This window comes from Sphingobacterium sp. B29 (assembly GCF_001952815.1).
Taxonomy (GTDB): Bacteria; Bacteroidota; Bacteroidia; order Sphingobacteriales; family Sphingobacteriaceae; genus Sphingobacterium; species Sphingobacterium siyangense.
The window spans coordinates 5853259-5868816 of record NZ_CP019158.1 but is presented as its reverse complement, the minus strand read 5'-3'; the positions used below and the strand labels follow the sequence as shown (position 1 = coordinate 5868816).

Here is a 15558-nt window from a genome sequence, read left to right as displayed (position 1 = left end):
GTTTTTTTGTTAGAAAGAACCTTTAGCTTGTTTTCGTAATTGTTGTAAACAACGTTATGAAGCTTATATTATTAGTATTTATTTAAATAGAAGATTATGTCTATTGTAAGAGAGTCCGATCTGATTGGAATTGGAAAAAAATTTCAAATTGAAACCGATGCGGGAGACAATATGGTTGTTGTTATCCATGACGATGGCAGACGGGAACTTTATCGCTATGATGACGAGGAGCACGAGTCACGTTGCGTTATGACACTTAATGACGATGAATCCCGTCAGATCGCGGGTATTATCGGTGGCTTGTCCTACAAACCTAAAGCTTTGGAGACAATTGAAGTTGCTTTGGACGATTTGCGTATTGAATGGTACAAAGTGGAAGGCAAAAATGAGGGGGCCGGAAAGACGATTGGAGAACTGGAAGTTCGTCAACGTACAGGTGCATCGATTATTGCTGGGATACGGGATGATGATACGGTTATCAATCCAGGACCGTCTTATTTGATTAGCCCAGGTACCACACTTGTCATTGCTGGAAAGAAGAATAATATTAAACTTTTGAAGGAAATTTTACTGTAATTTATGCTATCACATACCTTAATACTGGAAATTGGAATCGCTGTAGGACTTGTTGCCATTGTTGGCCTAATCGCCAATAAGCTTAAGTTTTCTGTTATTCCATTTTTCATTATTATAGGAATGGTTTTGGGACAGCACGCTCCGCAGGTTGGTCTGGTGGATTTAACATTTACAGAAAGTAAACCCTTTATAGATTTCATGGGACGGTTGGGTGTATTATTCCTGCTGTTCTACTTGGGGCTTGAGTTTTCGGTCAATCGCCTTATTAAATCCGGTAAAGCAATTGTGACAGGCGGAACAATTTACGTCTTATTGAACTTTACTTCAGGCTTGTTGATCGGATGGCTAATGGATATGCCATTTAAGGAGATGATGGTCTTATGCGGTATCATGACAAGTTCTTCCACGGCCATTGTCGCAAAGGTTCTTACAGATCTTAAACGCACGGCCAACCCCGAGACGGAGGTCATCATGGGCATGATCATGTTCGATGATCTGTTTATCGCGATGCACATCTCTTTCCTTTCAGGCTTGATACTGACCGGGAGCAGTTCGTTTTGGACGGTAGCAGGAACGTCCTTACTGGCCTTGGGATTTATATTGGCCTTTTTGATTTTGGGCAGAAAACTGGTGCCTGCGATTGATCGTTTATTGAAGGAGAAAACTTCTGAACTATTTATATTGATCATCTTTGCCTTACTGTTTATTGTAGCAGGTTTCTCTGAAACCATCCATGTTGCGGAGGCTATTGGGGCGTTGATGGCTGGCTTGGTGTTGGCAGATTCGCAATACATCAAAAAGATTGAATCGATGGTACTGCCTTATAAAGATTTTTTTGGGGCAATGTTTTTCTTTAGTTTCGGATTGTCTATTGATATTATGTCACTTGGGGGAGCTGTATTTTGGGCTTCGATTGCAGCAGTGGTGACGGTGATGGGTAATCTTGCATCGGGGTATTTTGCAGCTAAATTTTCGGGCATGAAACCTAAAACTTCTTTTGATATTGGCTTTACCTTGTCTGCGCGGGGAGAGTTTTCCATTATCATGGCAAACATTGGTAAAGCAGGGGCTTTATTGCCCGTTATTCAATCCTTTGTGGTTGTATATGTTCTCATTCTTTCCATAGTATCCCCACTATTGACCAAAGAGTCCCGTAATCTGTGGAAATTACTTTTCGGTGCAGATGCCAACAGTGCAAAGCCTTTGAAAAAGTTGAGCGATTTAGAAAATAAGCAGACCACTTAGCACTTCTGGATGATAGAGTTGCTCTTAAATGAGTGCTCACAAGCAAAGGAGGATCCTACAGTACTGTAGGATCCTCCTTTGCTTGTATGAGCTATTGAATTTTACAAAAATCCTAATTCTAGCTTTGCTTCTTCCGACATCATGTCTTTTGTCCAGGGTGGATCAAATGTCAATTCGACCAATGCTTCTTTGACACCCGCGACGGCAGCAACTTTTTCTTGAACTTCATTCATGATTTCGCCTGCCACGGGACAGCCAGGAGCCGTCAGCGTCATTACAATCTTTGCAATACCCTCTTCCTTCGTAATGATTTCATAGACAAGCCCCAAATCCACAATATTTGCAGGTTTCAGTTCAGGATCATAAATTGTTTCCAGTACAGCTTGGATTTGTGGCGCTAGACCCAGTTTATCTAATACAATGATACTCATTTATTCAGTTTTTATCGTGAATAGCGTTTTGATAGATCGCTAATAATTTCGCTTCATTTATTTCAGGAGTAAAATTACTAAAATAGTAAGCAATACAGGTCTTTCTTATCTCATCTTTTTCATTTGTCGTTTTTGTACTCCACTCCGTTAAACATTGGATGATATCGTTTTTGTTGTGGGGATCGAAAGTTTGTCCTGTTTTGCCGGGGATAATCAGTTCGGGGAGTGGGCCTAGATTTGAGCTGAGCACAGCTGTTCCGACTGAATAAGCCTCAAGAATCGTGATCGGCATACCTTCAAAACAAATCGATGGTACGAGTAGTGCCTGTGCTTTGGCTATCAGGGGAAGTATTTCTGACCTTTTTTTAAAACCGAGGTAGGAAATATTCGGCTGGTCTTTAATTCTTCTCAGGACCTCATTTTCGAGCGGACCGCCACCAATTAGCTGTAGTTGAAAATCTGTTCCGATAAAAGTATCGATCAGATTCAATATCCCCTTTTCATCTGAAAGACGACCGACGTATACGAAGTGGGCCTGTGTATCTTCGGGCGCTATTGCATTAGGGAAAACGAAGTTCGGTTTAATCTCGAACTTAGAAGACGGAAGGTGTATGGTCGATTCAACGAAGATGTTCTTTGCAAAAGAGCTTAAATTGATGTAGCGATTTACCTTTGCCCAAGTTCCAATTTTACGATGAAACCAGTAATTCAGTGCGAGAAGAAATGTTTTTACTATAGAGTTGTTAAATGCTTTTTGTCGAACGGCTGTCCACGGAAACTCCTCTTGGAGTGAGTCCAAAAAGAGATGGTTGTGGTGGTACAGCGTCGCCGAAGGGCATAGTAAACGGAAGTTATGCAAGGTCATGACCTGAGGGATGCCGAGTTTTGCAATTGTACGAACGATAATCGGGCCCGCTGCGTAATGGGTGTTGTGAACGTGAACGATGTCCGGTTTAAACGTCCGAATTATTTTTTTGACACGTTGAGCAGCGCAAATATTCCAAAAAGATCCTATTGTCTGTAATGCACCCTGCCAACCCTTTTTATTTTGAAAGGTTAGCGTTTGGACCTCATGTCCTTGCGCGAGGAGGGAAGATTCCTGCTGAAATACAGTGTCTTCACCACCAGGATCTTGATAAAATGTATGGATAATCAGTATGCGCATAATAAAAGACTTATACAAATGTACAATTTTGAGGTGACTTCCTTTAAAGGGACAAAATTGCCATTTCTATATGATTATTGCTATATTCGCAAGATTCGATCGTAAAGATATATGCAACATTTACAACAACTCGTGATAGAGGCGATAGAGACAAGTCAATTTCCTGAAACACCATCAAATTTATATGATCCGATACGGTATATATTGACTTTGGGCGGAAAGAGGGTTCGACCAGTGCTGACATTGATGGCAGCCGAATTATTCGGTATGCAAGAGATGGATGAAATTATCCCTGCTGCCAAGGCAGTGGAGTTTTTTCATAACTTTTCACTGATCCACGATGATCTGATGGATAAGGCTCCTTTAAGAAGGGGTAAAACGACAGTTCACGAAAAGTGGGATGCTAATATTGCTATATTGTCTGGAGACGGCTTGTTGGTCAAAGCTTATGAGGAAATTTCAAAGTGTAATCCTATTTACCTGCCTGCAACCTTGAAAATTTTGAGTAAAGTGGCTATGGAAGTATGTGAGGGTCAGCAATTAGATATGGATTATGAAAGTCGGGATTCGCTGACAATGCCTGAATATCTTGAGATGATCCGTCTTAAAACTTCGGTGTTATTGGGCGGAGCGTTACAGTTGGGTGCTATTTTGTCTGGAGCAGATGAACAGCAACAGCAGCTGATCTACGATTTTGGAGAGAATGTCGGCTTAGCATTTCAATTACAGGACGATATCTTGGATGCCTATGGAGATCCAGATACCTTTGGAAAGATCGTTGGTGGTGATATCATGATCAATAAAAAAACCTTTTTATTGGTGAAGTTGATGGCGGTAATTTCGGACGAAGATAAGACCGTCTTACAAGGCTTATTGGACGCGTCTATAGCAACTGCTCCATCAAAAGTAGCGGATATGCTTACCTTATACGAGAAGTATGCGATTAAAAGTGCTGCCGACGAATTGAAAGATATATATACACAACGGGCATTTGAAAAAATGGAAGCATTGAATGTACCAAATGATCGCAAAGAAGCGTTATTAGTGTTAGCAAATAACCTTTTGGTAAGACAGCAATAAGTATAAATTCTATTAAAATTCGTATCTTGCCTGTAAATGTTTTTTTTGTAAGAAAATAATTAAATAAATTTTTAGATTACGTTCATGGAGCCTTTAAAAATCACCGTATTTCAAGCATATTTATTCTGGGAAAATATCGAAAAGAATCTAAATAATCTTGCATTGAGACTTTCCTCATTGCGTGAGAAAACGGATGTTATTATTCTCCCCGAAATGTTTAATACAGGCTTCACGAATAATGTCGAGAAATGTGCAGAACCTGCAAATGGGCCGACGACAAGATGGCTATTTGAGATGGCAAGCTCACTTAACTGCGTGGTTGCCGGTTCTTTGATTATCGAAGAAGGCGGGAAATACTATAATCGCTTTGTATGGATGTTTCCAGATGGTAAATATGTAAAATATGATAAACGTCATCTTTTCGGATTATCTAAAGAAAGCGAGTACTTCGAGCCAGGAAATGAACGTATCCTGGTGGATATCAAAGGATGGAAAATTTGCCCGATGATCTGTTATGACCTTAGATTCCCAGTCTGGTCTAAAAATCAAAATGGCGCCTATGATATTTTAGTGTATACGGCCAGCTGGCCGGATAAGCGTTCTGCACATTGGAGAGCCCTTATTCCAGCACGTGCTATAGAAAATCAAGCTTACGTTGTTGGAGTAAACCGGGTTGGGCATGATGGTAATGATATTTACTATTCAGGTGGTTCTATGTGTATCTCTCCACTTGGTGATGTGGTGTATTATAAGCCAGAAGACGAGGATTTGTATACATTTACCTTAAATCCGAATGATCTGTTGGAAGCACGGGAGAAATTTCCTTTCTTAAAAGACTCCGATTCTTTTACAATCGGGTAACACGCTCTAAATTAGGTATAATTGCAAGCATTTATTTTTTCTGAGAGTGCCTGATCTTATTGGTCAGAAAGAACCTTCAGTTTGATTTAATTGCTGTTGGTGTTTGTAAAGTTATGAAGGTTTTGTTTGTATCCTTTTTATTTGTTAAATTCAGTCTAGTATAAATCAAATTGTTATGATTTATCAACATCTACTGGTGACATGTTGATAAAATTTTGTTTGAGACAGTTAGATTAAAGTGTAATTTAGGCTAACTATTAGCCAAAATACGTTTAGCTTTTTCTCAAATTATATGAAAGACAACGTTTTATTATTGCAATAAGTTGCGTAAACAACCATAACCATTATTCATATGTTAGACCAAGATTTAGTATCACAAGAGTATTTTTATAATTTCTTAACAGGGAAATACTCAATTGCAGTTATGCGGAGATTACAGCGTAATCTCAAGGAGGCCGGGTTAAACATTACTTCTGAACAATGGAGTATCATGTATAACCTGTGGGTAGAAGAGGGGCTTACTCAGCAGGAGCTTGCTGTTCGCACATTTCGAGATAAACCAAGTGTCACTCGATTAATTAATAACCTGGAAAGGGTAAATTTGGTTATCCGCGTTAATGATAAAAACGACAGACGGTCCAATCTGATCTATTTAACAAAAATAGGACGAAAGATGAAGGATGAAGGAATGAAGCAGGCAAAAAATACCATTGAACAGGCTTTAGGCGGATTAGCCGACGATCAAATTGCCTTGTCAAATACCATTCTGCATCGCGTATTATTTAATTTGAAATAAAGATACTTAGTGGGGGTTATTTTATAAGGGAACTATCAGGGTATAAAAAAGTCCCCTATGTTGAATACATAGGGGACCTTTTTTATATGAATTTCTAGCAGTTAATCTTCGAAAAGTTTGCTTTCGAAATCTGTGTGGCTATTGACCAATTTACCTTCAGTTCCGAAATAGATTTCCTGAAAACTTAATGTACGGATAGCGTCTACCTTACGATAGAATTTATCAGCAGATACATCTGAAAGTGTTTTGAAACCACAAGCTTCCATAATTTCGACTGTAGCACGTAATGTGTTGCGGTGGAACTGAGCTACGCGTACATATTTATCATTTACGTCGAGTCCTTTGTATAAATGCGGCTGTTGCGTGGCAACTCCAACCGGACAAACGTCTTCATTACACTTAAGTGCTTGAATACAACCTAAAGCGAACATCATACCGCGAGCACTATAACATGCATCTGCGCCTAAGGCAATAACTTTTAAGATGTCGAAACCCGTTACAATACGGCTGGATACGATAACTTTAACATGTTTTTTCAAACCAAAAGCAATCAAGGTTTTCGTTACAAATGCCAATGCATCGTATAGTGGCATTCCTAGGTTATCTGTAAACTCTAGTGGCGCAGCTCCTGTACCACCTTCTGATCCATCTACGGAGATAAAATCCGGGAAGATCTGCGTGTTTTGCATGGCGTGACAGATGTCGATAAACTCATGTTTATCGCCGATACAAATTTTGAAACCGATAGGCTTTCCACCCGATAGCTCGCGCAGCTGTTGTATGAAGTGCATCATTTCAGTCGGTGAGGAGAAAGCGCTATGTGCTGGAGGCGACATCACATCTGTTCCTGGAATGACGTGACGAATAGCCGCGACCTCAGGGGTGTTTTTTGCCGCTGGAAGGATACCCCCATGACCGGGTTTAGCTCCTTGCGAAAGTTTCAATTCGACCATCTTCACGTTTTCACGATTGGATTTTTCTCGGAAAAGTTCCGGATCAAATTTTCCCTCCTTATTACGGCATCCAAAATAACCTGTACCCACCTGCCAGATTAAATCACCCCCATTGTTGTGGTAATCGCTGATTCCCCCTTCGCCGGTATTGTGTGCAAAGTTTTGAAGTGCAGCACCCTTATTTAATGCCGTTATCGCTGTTTTACTCAACGCACCGTAACTCATTGCCGAGATGTTGAACACACTTAAGCTATAAGGTTTTTTACAGGCTGCATTTCCAACAGTGGTGCGCAGGTCGTGATTTTCGATATGGCAAGGGAAAACAGAGTGTGCAGCCCATTCGTTCCCGACAGCCTGTGGATCAGTCTGCATACCAAATGCGACAGTTTCACGTTGATTTTTTGCACGTTGGTATACGATCGAACGCTGTCTTCTGTTGAAAGGACGTCCATCCATGTCTGATTCCCAAAAATATTGTCTCAATTCAGGACGAATAGATTCGAAGATATAACGGAAATATCCAACTAAGGGATAATTGCGTAGGATGGCATGTTTGGTCTGGAAACTATGGTATAACGCGATCAATAGCAATGGAAATGGGATGATAAGCAGCCAAAACCAGCTTGATGTAAATATAAATCCAAATGATACAATGATTAAATTAATCACAATCATTATTGAAAGAATGAGTTTTCTAACTTCCATAGAAAATACGATTGTTTAGTTTTAATTCGCTATTTTAATGTTTAGCCCAACTGATTATTTTATTACTCAATTAGCATTCCAAAATGCGCTTTTGGACGAAGCAAATGTACTAAAGTTCCTGAAGTAAATGGATATATTTACCCCTTGGAGGTAAGTTTTGATAAGTTTATAACCGTTTCTCACAAACTATTTTCTTTTATTAATCTCCTGCGATAAAAGTTGATAGATTTGCTGTAAATCTGGTTTATTGCTAATAAATTGCAAATGTTTTTGCATTGTTGTGCTGTCCTGTCGGATCGCTGGTCCTGTCTGAACTGTTATTGGAATATGATTTTGCACTTTTTCTGCCGTCTCAAGGATGATTGGTTTGATTAGATCAAAGGACAAGTCGTTTTCTGCTAAGAGCTCATAGGCCATCTGATAAAGGATGTTAGTGAAATTGTTGACCATGACCGAGGCAAGGTGGATGGCTAAGCGCTGCTGGGAATTACAATAGATGCTCCGCGGTGCAAATGTCTGTGCTACCTGAAGTAGCGCGGCACTATTTTCATCCGTGTTACCTTCAACACAAAGTGGGACGGTCGAAAAATCGACTGCTTTATTTTTGGATAATGATTGTGGTGGATAGATGACTCCCGCATTTTTAAATCCGGCTAGTACAGAAAGATCGGTTGCTCCCGAACAATGAATAACAACACCTTTTATATCTTTTGGTAGCGCTTCTACCAGCGATACAATGGCCTGATCGGTAACGGCAATGAGGTAAAGATCAGCATGTAGGTCTAGTTCAGATAGTTGGTCAATTGCTGCGCAATGAAGAGCAAAGGCCAATGCATCTGCATTGGCCTTTGTTTTACTGTAGATCTGAACGATATGATGTCCTGTTTTTTGAAACTGTTGTCCAAAATGCGTAGCGGCATTACCGCTTCCTAAGATCACAATGTTCATTATTTAAGTGCTTTTCGTTTCTCCTCTTTATTTCTTCTCACAATGGACATGATAAAACCAATGGTCATGACAATCGTTCCACACCAGAAAAAGTTGATGTATGGGAATTTAATGGCTTTAAATACGACCCATTTCTTTTCTGGAAGCGGCTTTTGATAAACCATGATTTCCAGTTTATCCTTGTCAGGTTTAATTCCCGTAAATCTGAATTTAAGCCCTTGCTCGTTGACATCTTTATTGAAGTCATAAACACCACCGTCTTTAATTAAGTAGATTGGTTGTACTTCATACTGTTTGTTGTCGGCCGAAAATACTTTTATTTTCAATCCAACCATGACATCACTAGGACCTTTTGGAATTTTCTCCAGGTGAGCTTCTTTGTTTAAGCCTTCAATGACATAATATCCATTGCGGTAGCGTAGGGTATCACCGATATTTACCTGATACGTTGCCGGCTCCTCGTAGTCTTCGAAACCAGTTTTGTCTTCTGCCGGAACTTTCGTATGTGTTGCCTGACTTTCAGCTGCAGCTGCGGTAATCAGTGTATACACGTCATGCGTGACATAATGTTTGGTCGCTGGAGTACCAATCAAACCGCCCATTTTCGCGTTGTTTTGTGCAAAAGGTTGCAGCACAAAATGCTCCTTCACTTTACCTGTTTCTTCGTCGATCCGCTCGTATTTTATTTTATAAAACGTATTTGGAGCCACAATGCTATCACCGATATAGGTTATTTTGTATTCCCCCATTTGTACAGGTTCACCTTCGGTCAAGAATAAGTTGTCGCCAGGTTTCTCTACTTTGTCAAATCCGGATACAGCAATGTAACCTGTGTTGTTGACCGAGATGACCTCGTTGGTTGCTGCAGCCACCATGGCACCGATAAGTAGTAATCCAAAGCCGATATGGGCTACCGAAGAGCCGGCCAGCTTCCATTTACCTTTGACAGCGTCACCCAATACACGGATATTCGCCAAAATACAGAAAATACTTGCGAAAGTGATCAAAATATAGATCAGGTTGGTATACGTCTTCGTAAAATAGACGACAGCAGCCGTTAGAATGAGAGACACAACCAACGATGCTACCGTAGAAGCCAAAAACTTGCGGCTATCGGTACGTTTGTATTTTAAAAATTGTGTAAATCCGGTTAAGATCATAACGATCACCGCAAAACCCGATTGCCACTTGTTATAATGTTGGATAGGATCCAAAGGTGGAGCTACCTTGGTGCCAAAGATCTTGTTGAATACTGGAATTGATGTTGAAGCAATGATCTGTGCACATGCGACAGTCAATACCAAGGCGCCAATAAACATCCAGAATTCTCTTGAATAGATATCCTCATCCTTTTCTGTGATGGGCATCTCTTTCTTTTTGACGGTAAGAAATACGACCATAATTACCAAAAAGACAACATTGAATAAGATCAATTGTCCGCTCATTCCCAGATCGGTAAAGGAGTGTACAGAAGTCTCTCCAAGGACACCACTACGTGTCAGGTAAGATGCATAGATAACAAGTACAAAACTGATCATCGCCAAAAATGTAGCGGTGAAGTAGGAGTGGCCTGAATTCTTATAAGCAATCATGACGTGGACAGCAGCAATCAGGGTAAACCAAGGAATAATTGATGCATTCTCTACTGGATCCCAGGCCCAGAAGCCACCGAAGTTAAGTGCTTCATAAGCCCAGAATGAACCCATGATAATACCTGCACCTAAAATCATCACGGCAAATAAAGCCCAAGGAAGTGCTGCATTGATCCATTCTTTGTATCGCTTGGTCCAAAGAGCACCTGTTGCATACGCAAAAGGAACAATCATCGACGCAAAGCCAAGGAACAGTGTTGGTGGGTGAATTACCATCCAGTAATTTTGAAGCAAAGGGTTCAAACCATTACCGTCGGTGATAAGTGAAAGATAGTTAGCTTCTCTAAAGATTGGAATATCCATTGCTTCACGCAATAGGATAAACGGAGAGCTACCGATACGCAGACCGAAGATTTCCACACCAATAATCATGGAAGCTAAAAATGCTTGGCATAACATGACGAAAGTCATGACAGACGATTCCCAGCTTTTTGCTTTAAATAGCAAAACAGAACCTAATACTGTTTGCCAGAACATCCAGAGCCAAAAACTACCCTCCTGACCTTCCCAAAAACTGGAAATGATATAGTAGGTAGGGAGTGTCTTGGACGAGTGCGCCCAAGCATAATTATATTCAAAAAGATGATTGTATATAATATAAAATAAAGTTGCACCAATCGCCACTACGGAGACCGCATTAACCCAAAAGGCAATACGTGCAATTTTTTTCCATGAATTCTCTTCAGGGTATTTTGTTGCAAAAAAGTAACTGATACAAGATAGAAGTGCAGCACCAAAAGAAAGTACAATAAAGAATTGTCCGATCTGCCCTGGTAGCAGGTGCTCACCAACGTAATTAACGTCCATTGAAAATTGATTTTACGAATTAATTATTGAAAGCAGTAGCATTGATCTCGGTGACGACCGATTTATCGTTATATTTTGACGGACATTTCATCAATATCTTACTTGCCCTAAACACATTTCCGTCCATTTTTCCTGTCAATACAATTTGCTCTGAACGTTCAATATCTTGAGGTTTGGCGCCTCTAAAAATCACTTCACATTCTGTACCATCGTTGTCACGCATGAAAAACGAAAATTTGTTGGCGTCAGTTTTGGGATCATAATGAAGCGCTTTGTCTTTATTCAATTGACCTACCACATATAGTTCGGTTTTCTTTTCTTTAGCTTCGGTAAATGTCGAATAGGTACTTGAATCGGTATAGATAACAAGTATCATGGCAATTGCGACAGCAATGATAGCGATTAGAATAATTGAACTTTTTTTCATTTGTATTTACTTATTTTATAAGTGTTTGATCTCATCGTAAAATGAGCTCGTTTCACCCGGTTTGTTTTTTCTTAACGATGGATAGCAGTTCCGATCTGCCAGATATTCTCCTTTTTTTTCAGAAAGATTATTACCCAAATCTGACAACGTTGTGCTCACTAAAATCCCAAATTGATTACATTTGAGACCTAATCGAATGCAAAATTACAAATAGATTCGCTAAGAAAGGAATAATGCAACTTTTCCATATTATTTATATCTATTCTAAATAGTTTGAATTAATTGGAAAAATAAGCTAGATTCGAATGCTTTTGGATAATTTGAAGTGAAATTTGCTATTTTGGTTCTAATGATATCGCATGAATTTTACAATTGCCTGTTAATATGAGTGTTGCTTTGCGATTTTTAGGCCTCTTTTGGGCTGTTATATTCCCCTGCTTTTTTGTTTTTGGACAGGTAAAATTCCGTAATCAGGAAATTGCTATCCAAAATGACAATGACGTTTATCTACTGACCGGTCAGGACCGCTATTATACCAATGGTATCAATATCAACTATAGGATTGCGTTGCCAGGGAAAACAGATAGCCAGACTTCAAATACGGTATTGGATTTTGAAATAGGCCAACGGATTTACAATGGTATCAGTATCATTGACTATAGACGGCAGGAAAAGAAATACGATAGACCATTTGCAGGTTACCTCTATTTTAGTGCTGGGGTAACGCGGTTTTTACCGCACGATCAGGTTGTTGAGTTCAAGACTGAATTGGCGCAGATCGGCCCTAAATCCTACGGTGAAGAGGCACAGAAGTTTATCCATCATCTCTTTGGGATGTACGAGGCGACAGGTTGGGATACGCAGCTTGGAAATTCCTTTGGTATTGATTTAAGTGCAACCTATAAAAAAGGACTATATCGCAGTCAAAATCAGCAATTCGATGTCGGAATTATAGGTGAGGGGACCATTGGATTAAATAATACCAATATGGGAATTGCGGCCCCGCTTCGGTTGGGGAAGCTGAAATCCTATCAGGCATCCACCTTTACACATGGACATTTGACACAGGGAAGAGCAGACAATGATAAAGAATGGTATTTTGTCTATCAACCAAGCGTGTCTCGTATTTTTTACAGCGCAACGGTAGAAGGAGGGAGAGGTAAAAATGATCCCATAGGCAAGTTATACACTATTCAGCCTTGGATGCTTAGTCACCGCATTGGTTTCAATTGGTCTAACCACAAGATCAATTACGGTATCAATTACATCTTCAATTCGAAAGAGCTCAAATCGGTGTTTCACCGGCATCAATATGGCGAGCTGTTTTTTGCCTACCGATTTTGATCAGCCGGCCATAGGTAGGACCTACATGGATCCGCTTGATAGGATCTTCGTTGGTCCAGCGTTCAAATGTTTGTCGTTTGGAGATTGTTTAACCTGGGTTTTCGGGAATATGGTCAGCCAGTTTTTGCCCGATCAATCTGGTGGTGAGCATAGCGGCTACGGTATCTCCAGTAGCATTGAGCATTGTTGCCAATGGGTCGACCAGCGTGGCGATAATCATAATGGAAGGAATCACCTCCGTTGGCATCTGATAAACCGATATGATCAGCATTTCTCCGATGTAGCCACCATTAGGAATACCTCCGGCTACGATGCTCACCAGTAAAGTAATGCCAACCGCCATAATCAGATTGGCTGGATCAAAAAATTCCTTGCCGCTTAATAAAAGTGCGATATAGATTTTAAAGATACAGGCGATCGCGGATCCATGCTTGTGCAATGTTGTGCCTAGGGGAATGACGACACTAGCGACGCTGTCCGGGATTCCAATTTGCTTGGCTGCAAGTAAGTTCGCTGGCATGGTGGCGAGGCTACTGCAGCTGCTCAATGCGGTCAAGGAAGGCAATATGTTATTTTGCCAATAGCGTTTGACACCCCTTAGCCCGAATGCAAAAAAAAGCGAATAAACTGAATACCGTGAAAAAATAGAAGATTCCAAAAAAGTAATACAGACCGATAGGTTTGGCATAAAAACCAAAGAGCTGAGGGCCTAATGTTCCAACCTGATAGGCAAAATATGCTCCCAAACCAATGGGAGCGAGGTTCATGACCATCACGAGCAGATTTCCCATCACAACATTGCCCGAGTTTATAAATTTACGGAAGGTCTCTGCAGATGCCCCTGATTTGCGCGTAGCAATGCCAACGAGGAACGAAAAGATGACAAAGGCCAGCATATTTTGTCGTGATAATAAACTTGAAAATTCGCTAACGGTTAAAAAGCGGACCATTTTTTCACCCCAAGAATCATGAACAACTGTTTCTATGATCTTGTTTGTTTGTTCAATAGGCAGTGGAGCATCCACTGGAAAGAGGTAAAGGAAGCAGATGCTTGACAGTCCAGCGACGACAATACCCAGTACAAATACGAACGACATCATGCCGATGATCCTTCCCAGTACACTGTCGCCATTGATATTAGCAACAGATGCGGATATGGCAAAAAACACCAATGGTATAACGCTGACAAAGAGGAGGTTTAGGAAAATGTCACCGATCGGTTTAAGATTGTTGACGATATGCGGAAAGAAGATGCCGATCAAACTTCCAATACTGATCCCAAGGAGTAGAAGTAAGATACTGCCGTAGTTCTGCACAAAAGTTTTTGTAGCGTATTTCATAGGTGTATGATTAGTTATTTTAAAAGGAGTTCATTCACATGGAAGAACTGCTTATATTGTCTTTGTATTCGGTCACATTGAGCATATCCAATGCTGTTGTATTGCTTGCGCTTGTTAGGTTTGGATATTTCATTAGGTTTTGTGAATATTTCGTAATTAGATTGCTAAAATAGTGTTTTTCTCGAATAGGTCTATTAAAACGAGCTGAATTTATGCGTGTTTGTTCATTTTTGTTTTACCTTGCTGAAAAAATCCGCTTTTTTCTGCAAATATCTAGGTGATTGCTTTGTATCTTTTCATTAAGGTATCAAAGAGCTTGCTATGCTCGGCTTATGATCTACAAAAGAGTTTCCGTCCGCTTTCCCAGCTGTTGATGCTGTTGAAATCAGGAAGGTTTTGATACTCGAATTGGCTTTTTTATCTTTGGACAGTAGCAGTGACTAAGTGTCATGGGTAAGGAATGCGCCATTTATTTGGATTACTGTTTAGTTGTTTAGACTGAATGTGTGAAAATTGGAACTTAAAGTATTTGTATAAAAATGGAATTTGTAACGACAGGAGATGGTTCGAAAACGTTGTTTAATGCTAAAATAGGAGAATGTTATCATTCGAAACATGGTGCAGTACAGGAAAGCAGGCATGTTTTTATAAAAACGGGGCTTGACCACTATGTACAAACAACAGGGGTAACCGACGTCGGTATCTTGGAGGTGGGGTTCGGAACAGGTTTGAATTTTTTGCAAACAGCTGACTTTCTTAGGACCAAATCCGTTCAGGTGGAATATGTCGGAATAGAAGGATTTCCCTTGCCTTTATCCACTATTGCTGCAACGGGCTATGAGGCGACGGTAGATCCGACCGTGTGGGCAAGCTATTTGAATGCATACGAGCAGGCTTTGACGGAAAACGTACGGATTAACGAGTACTTAAAGCTTCATATTGACCATACCTTATTGATGAATTTCCAGTCGGATCGCTTGTTTGATATCGTTTATTTTGATGCTTTTGCGGCAGTGCATCAGCCTGAGATGTGGAATGATGCTGCATTGGGGCATATTGCGCAGTTTGTTAAACCTGGTGGTGTTTTTGTGACTTATGCTATTACCGGAAACCTCAAACGCAGTATGAAAGCATTGGGATTTTCAATAGAAAAGGCGCCTGGTGCGCCTGGCAAGCGAGAAATGCTGCGTGCAACGAAGTTGTAACGGATAATTCTTATATCATAGCA

The 15558-nt window shown here is 40.3% G+C and carries 15 protein-coding genes; 7 read left to right on the top strand and 8 right to left on the bottom strand.

Annotated elements, in window-relative coordinates:
- Positions 1–96 precede the first annotated feature (96 nt).
- Entirely contained in the window at positions 97–576 is a 480-nt protein-coding gene (locus BV902_RS25265) for a cation:proton antiporter regulatory subunit (RefSeq protein ID WP_046672804.1), read from the top strand.
- Positions 577–579: 3 nt separating this feature from the next.
- Positions 580–1821: a cation:proton antiporter gene (locus BV902_RS25260; RefSeq protein ID WP_075994267.1), complete on the top strand. Its 1242-nt coding sequence runs from the start codon at positions 580–582 to the stop codon at positions 1819–1821.
- A gap of 101 nt (positions 1822–1922) precedes the next feature.
- Here the strand turns inward: BV902_RS25260 and BV902_RS25255 are convergent, their stop codons facing one another.
- The gene (locus BV902_RS25255) at positions 1923–2252 is read right to left on the bottom strand and encodes a metal-sulfur cluster assembly factor (protein WP_046672802.1); all 330 of its coding nucleotides are present in this window, start codon (positions 2250–2252) and stop codon (positions 1923–1925) included.
- Between the two features lie 4 nt (positions 2253–2256).
- Entirely contained in the window at positions 2257–3417 is a 1161-nt protein-coding gene (locus tag BV902_RS25250) for a glycosyltransferase family 4 protein (RefSeq protein WP_075994266.1), read from the bottom strand.
- Between the two features lie 111 nt (positions 3418–3528).
- Here BV902_RS25250 and BV902_RS25245 point away from each other — a divergent pair, with 111 nt between their 5' ends.
- The 3 genes from BV902_RS25245 (at position 3529) to BV902_RS25235 (ending at position 6154) form a co-directional block, all read left to right on the top strand.
- The gene (locus BV902_RS25245) at positions 3529–4497 is read left to right on the top strand and encodes a polyprenyl synthetase family protein (protein ID WP_075994265.1); all 969 of its coding nucleotides are present in this window, start codon (positions 3529–3531) and stop codon (positions 4495–4497) included.
- Positions 4498–4581: 84 nt separating this feature from the next.
- On the top strand, positions 4582–5358 hold the full coding sequence (locus BV902_RS25240) for an amidohydrolase (RefSeq protein ID WP_046672799.1): 777 nt from the start codon (positions 4582–4584) through the stop codon (positions 5356–5358).
- Between the two features lie 352 nt (positions 5359–5710).
- Positions 5711–6154, top strand: a complete 444-nt coding sequence (locus BV902_RS25235; RefSeq protein ID WP_070560735.1) for a MarR family winged helix-turn-helix transcriptional regulator — start codon at positions 5711–5713, stop codon at positions 6152–6154.
- Positions 6155–6255: 101 nt separating this feature from the next.
- On the opposite strand, the gene BV902_RS25230 is transcribed toward BV902_RS25235, so the two are convergent.
- From BV902_RS25230 to BV902_RS25215, 4 genes are all read right to left on the bottom strand, one after another.
- Entirely contained in the window at positions 6256–7812 is a 1557-nt protein-coding gene (locus BV902_RS25230) for an FMN-binding glutamate synthase family protein (RefSeq protein WP_075994264.1), read from the bottom strand.
- A gap of 186 nt (positions 7813–7998) precedes the next feature.
- A complete protein-coding gene (locus BV902_RS25225; RefSeq protein ID WP_075994263.1) occupies positions 7999–8760 on the bottom strand; it encodes a Rossmann-like and DUF2520 domain-containing protein in 762 nt (253 codons plus the stop codon).
- Positions 8760–11219: a heme lyase CcmF/NrfE family subunit gene (locus BV902_RS25220; RefSeq protein WP_075994262.1), complete on the bottom strand. Its 2460-nt coding sequence runs from the start codon at positions 11217–11219 to the stop codon at positions 8760–8762. Before BV902_RS25220 ends, BV902_RS25225 begins: the two co-directional genes overlap by 1 nt.
- Before the next feature lie 19 nt (positions 11220–11238).
- Complete coding sequence (locus tag BV902_RS25215; protein WP_046672794.1) at positions 11239–11646, bottom strand: cytochrome c maturation protein CcmE domain-containing protein; 408 nt, start codon at positions 11644–11646, stop codon at positions 11239–11241.
- Between the two features lie 384 nt (positions 11647–12030).
- Here BV902_RS25215 and BV902_RS25210 point away from each other — a divergent pair, with 384 nt between their 5' ends.
- Positions 12031–12990 carry a lipid A deacylase LpxR family protein gene (locus BV902_RS25210; RefSeq protein WP_075994261.1) on the top strand — a complete coding sequence of 320 codons (960 nt, stop codon included), beginning with the start codon at positions 12031–12033 and terminating at the stop codon, positions 12988–12990.
- An 88-nt stretch (positions 12991–13078) separates the two neighbouring features.
- Here BV902_RS25210 and BV902_RS28415 read toward each other — a convergent pair whose 3' ends face one another.
- Entirely contained in the window at positions 13079–13678 is a 600-nt protein-coding gene (locus tag BV902_RS28415) for a dicarboxylate/amino acid:cation symporter (protein ID WP_250637949.1), read from the bottom strand.
- Positions 13560–14330, bottom strand: coding sequence for a dicarboxylate/amino acid:cation symporter (locus BV902_RS28410; RefSeq protein WP_250637948.1), 771 nt, complete (start codon positions 14328–14330; stop codon positions 13560–13562). Before BV902_RS28410 ends, BV902_RS28415 begins: the two co-directional genes overlap by 119 nt.
- 539 nt (positions 14331–14869) lie before the next feature.
- Here BV902_RS28410 and mnmD point away from each other — a divergent pair.
- Positions 14870–15535, top strand: coding sequence for a tRNA (5-methylaminomethyl-2-thiouridine)(34)-methyltransferase MnmD (mnmD, locus tag BV902_RS25200; RefSeq protein WP_075994260.1), 666 nt, complete (start codon positions 14870–14872; stop codon positions 15533–15535).
- Positions 15536–15558 lie beyond the last annotated feature (23 nt).